The 3,103-nt window shown below is 46.2% G+C and carries 3 protein-coding genes and 1 pseudogene; 3 read left to right on the plus strand and 1 reads right to left on the minus strand.

Annotated features, from left to right (window positions below; translation table 11 throughout):
- Together ACOJS8_RS23815 and ACOJS8_RS23820 are read left to right on the plus strand one after the other, a co-directional pair.
- Positions 1–290: pseudogene (locus ACOJS8_RS23815) on the plus strand (GntR family transcriptional regulator); the annotation flags it as partial.
- Positions 291–308: 18 nt separating this feature from the next.
- Positions 309–587 (plus strand): SelT/SelW/SelH family protein, encoded by a 279-nt coding sequence (locus ACOJS8_RS23820; RefSeq protein WP_420151060.1) that lies wholly within the window; start codon positions 309–311, stop codon positions 585–587.
- An 11-nt stretch (positions 588–598) separates the two neighbouring features.
- Here ACOJS8_RS23820 and ACOJS8_RS23825 read toward each other — a convergent pair whose 3' ends face one another.
- Positions 599–1,261, minus strand: a complete 663-nt coding sequence (locus ACOJS8_RS23825; protein WP_420151061.1) for an outer membrane beta-barrel protein — start codon at positions 1,259–1,261, stop codon at positions 599–601.
- A 476-nt stretch (positions 1,262–1,737) separates the two neighbouring features.
- Between ACOJS8_RS23825 and ACOJS8_RS23830 the strand changes: the two genes are divergently transcribed.
- Positions 1,738–3,103: histidine kinase dimerization/phospho-acceptor domain-containing protein (locus ACOJS8_RS23830; protein WP_420151062.1), on the plus strand; the 1,366-nt coding region annotated here is incomplete at its 3' end.

Here is a 3,103-nt window from a genome sequence, read left to right on the forward strand (position 1 = left end):
CCGTCCGACCCGGCGATCCGCTTATTGGATACATCAAAAACATTCGCGACGATGACCGTGTAGACGTCAGTCTGCAGCGGGCGGGTTTTGAGAACGTAGAGCCCAACGCACAGCGTATCATCGCTACGCTCAAAGCCGAAAACGGGTTTCTCCCGCTTACTGATAACAGTCCGCCCGACGCAATTTACAAAGCGCTGGAAATGAGTAAGAAGACCTTTAAAAAAGCAGTCGGTACGTTGTACCGCGAACGGAAGATCGTGATTGAGGAAAAAGGGATTCGGTTGGTGTAAGGACAAAATTGAAGCTAAATGAAGCCTACAATAACTCTTGAGTATTGCCCAAAATGTGGCTGGCTGCTACGGTCGGCCTGGATGGCGCAGGAATTGCTGACAACGTTTACGGAGGACGTTCACGGCGTGTTGCTACAGCCGTCCGAATTCAGTGGTCGGTTTTCGGTACGTATCGACGACCAGGTTATTTTTGACCGAAAAGTGGAAGGGCGATTTCCAGAAATCAAAGAGTTGAAACAACTCGTACGTGACGTAGTAAACCCGGAGAAAGATCTGGGGCATTCAGACCGGAAATAGCGGTTCGGATGTTAAAACGAATACATAAGCTGAAAATGCCCGTTTAACTGATAAGCGATAAATCGCTCATAATCGCCCTTCGGCTGGAAGTGCCAGACAAGCTGAGGCTGGAATAGTAACGACCAGTGTTGAGCCAGTTGGTAGGAAACCCCCGCGCCAACTACAGCCCGGAAATCAGCCGGAGTGTTGAACCGAATGCTAGTCTTGTCAGTACCGGCGTTGGTCTCACTTCGATAGAGGGTCGACTGGGGGAAATTGGCAAGGCTGCCAAGCGAAAAGTAAGGGGACAGTCGACGGCTGTTTAACCGCAGATTAACCAGAAGGGGAATTTGCAAATTCTGGCTAATAATCCGGGCGGGAAAATTGCCCGGAACAAACGGATTAATCCCATCAGCACCCAATCGATTATACCACAACCCCGATGAGACAGACCATCGGGGTGTGAAGGCATAGTGCATCATGAAGCCTGTTAAGAAGCCAGCTGATGAGGATTTGTTGGATAAGTTTATCGGCTGGATTTGCCCATTGCCATCCGGAACCAGCAAATTAAGGCTGGTATTGAAGTGGGCGTAGGCAGGTGAAGCCGTAATGGCTACAGAAAAGCGGGTTTGGGCAGAAGCAAAAGCATTAACCAGCAACAGCAGTGGAATGAGTTTATATAAAGCTGTTTTCATGGCAAAACGAATGAATAATAGTCTATAAACAAGATAAACATGCACATGGATTAAATTATAGCGCATTTTTGTTACTCCGGTTTTTTGATGCCAATCAAGCAAAAAACAATAAATAAGTTTTAAGAGGAAAAATTATAGTAACATAGCCGTATTAATTTTGAGAAATAAATTCACTAAACTAATTTTAATCACTACTACGGTTGTATAGACGCTCCTTGCTGACGATTTATTAAATCACTTCTCTCCATGGGTCGTGGGGTAAATGCTATCGGCCTGTTTATCCACCATCTATCCTTGAGCGGGTTTCCTTTAACTGGCCACGTATTGATTAATAGTATTTACTGATGATACAGAACAGACGGATTATCTTAATGGTAGCCTTCGGTTTGCTGATTACTGTACTTGTAGGCATAAATGCACATCGAACAATTCAGCAGTTGATTAGAACAAATAATTGGGAGATCCATACGCATTTAGTGTTGAACAAAACGCAGCATGTATCCGGTATCCTCACCAATTTAGACAACGACTTAAGGGGGCATTTGCTTGGTAGAAATCCTTATTTCAAGGCGGATTTTAAACGAAATGCTGATGAAATGACCGAGCAGCTGAAAGCGCTTCACACGCTGACGAACGATAACCCCATACAACAAAAGCGGATAGAGAAACTCCAGGAATTATACCAACGTAAACTGGCCCACAGCCAGACGCTGTTTAAAGAGGGAGCGATTGCTAACGGTAAAGCTCGCCTTGATTCAATCGAGCTTTATATGGGCATCAGCACTACGTTTTATCAGGTGCTGAAAACGGTTGAGAGCTACGAAAACGTATTGCTCGAAACACGCACGTCGCAGAGTAAACGATCCGCCGATTACGCAACGATGAGTAGCCTGGTTGGCTTTATTACGGCGTTAATCATGATCATCTGGGCTACGTACCTGCTTTTTCAGACGTTACGTAATAGGGATCGGTTAAATCAGCAACTGGTTGAAAGTGAGCAGCAAACCAAGAAATTGCTGGAAGCCGTACCGGTGGCTATCGTCATTGTCAATCAGCGCGGAGAGTTCTATTATTCGAATGGAGCGGCTTCGAAATTGTTTGGCAACTTAGACCGTATCAACTCGTACAGCGACGCGGTTAATTCCATTCAGTCCTACCGATTTCCAGGCGGTGAGCCTTACCCGCTGGAGGAAAGACCAACGTATCGTGCGTTACAGGGCGAAGCTGCACAGGCCGATGATATTGAAATGCGTATGGATGGTAAAGCCGTTCAGATGTTTACCACAGCATCGCCTGTTTACGACGCCAACGGAGAGGTTCAGTACGTCATTACGTCCAGCATCGATATCAGCGATCGGGTTCAATCGCAGCAGCGGCTGCAGGAAGCCAAGGAGTTAGCCGAAAAAACCGCCAAACTGAAAGAGAACTTTCTGGCTAATATGAGCCACGAAATACGTACTCCGCTGAACGCTATCATCGGTTTCTCCGATCTGCTGGATACTACCTCGCTGGATACAGATCAGAAAGAGTACGTCGCTTTACTTCGAACGGCCAGTAAAAACCTGCTGACCATCGTTAACGACATTCTGGATATATCGAAGATTGAAGCGGGTATGATAAAGCTGGAGTCCATTCCGTTCAGCATTTATCTGCTTGCTTCGTCAATCAAGACCATGTTTCAGGCAGCCGCCGTTGATAAAGACCTGAAGCTGGTCACGGAAATAGACAGCAATCTTCCTCCGATTTTGCTGGGCGATCCTACCCGGTTGACACAAATTTTGCTGAACCTGCTGAACAACGCAATCAAGTTTACCAAGCATGGGTCGGTTACATTAAAGATTG

The organism is Spirosoma sp. (assembly GCF_048594605.1).
Lineage (GTDB): Bacteria > Bacteroidota > Bacteroidia > Cytophagales > Spirosomataceae > Spirosoma.

What these genes read in the sequence shown, in the direction of transcription:
- ACOJS8_RS23820 (WP_420151060.1), top strand. Translation starts at nt 309, where the DNA reads ATGAAGCCTACAATAACTCTTGAGTATTGCCCAAAATGTGGCTGGCTG.
- ACOJS8_RS23825 (WP_420151061.1), bottom strand. Translation starts at nt 1,261, where the DNA reads ATGAAAACAGCTTTATATAAACTCATTCCACTGCTGTTGCTGGTTAAT.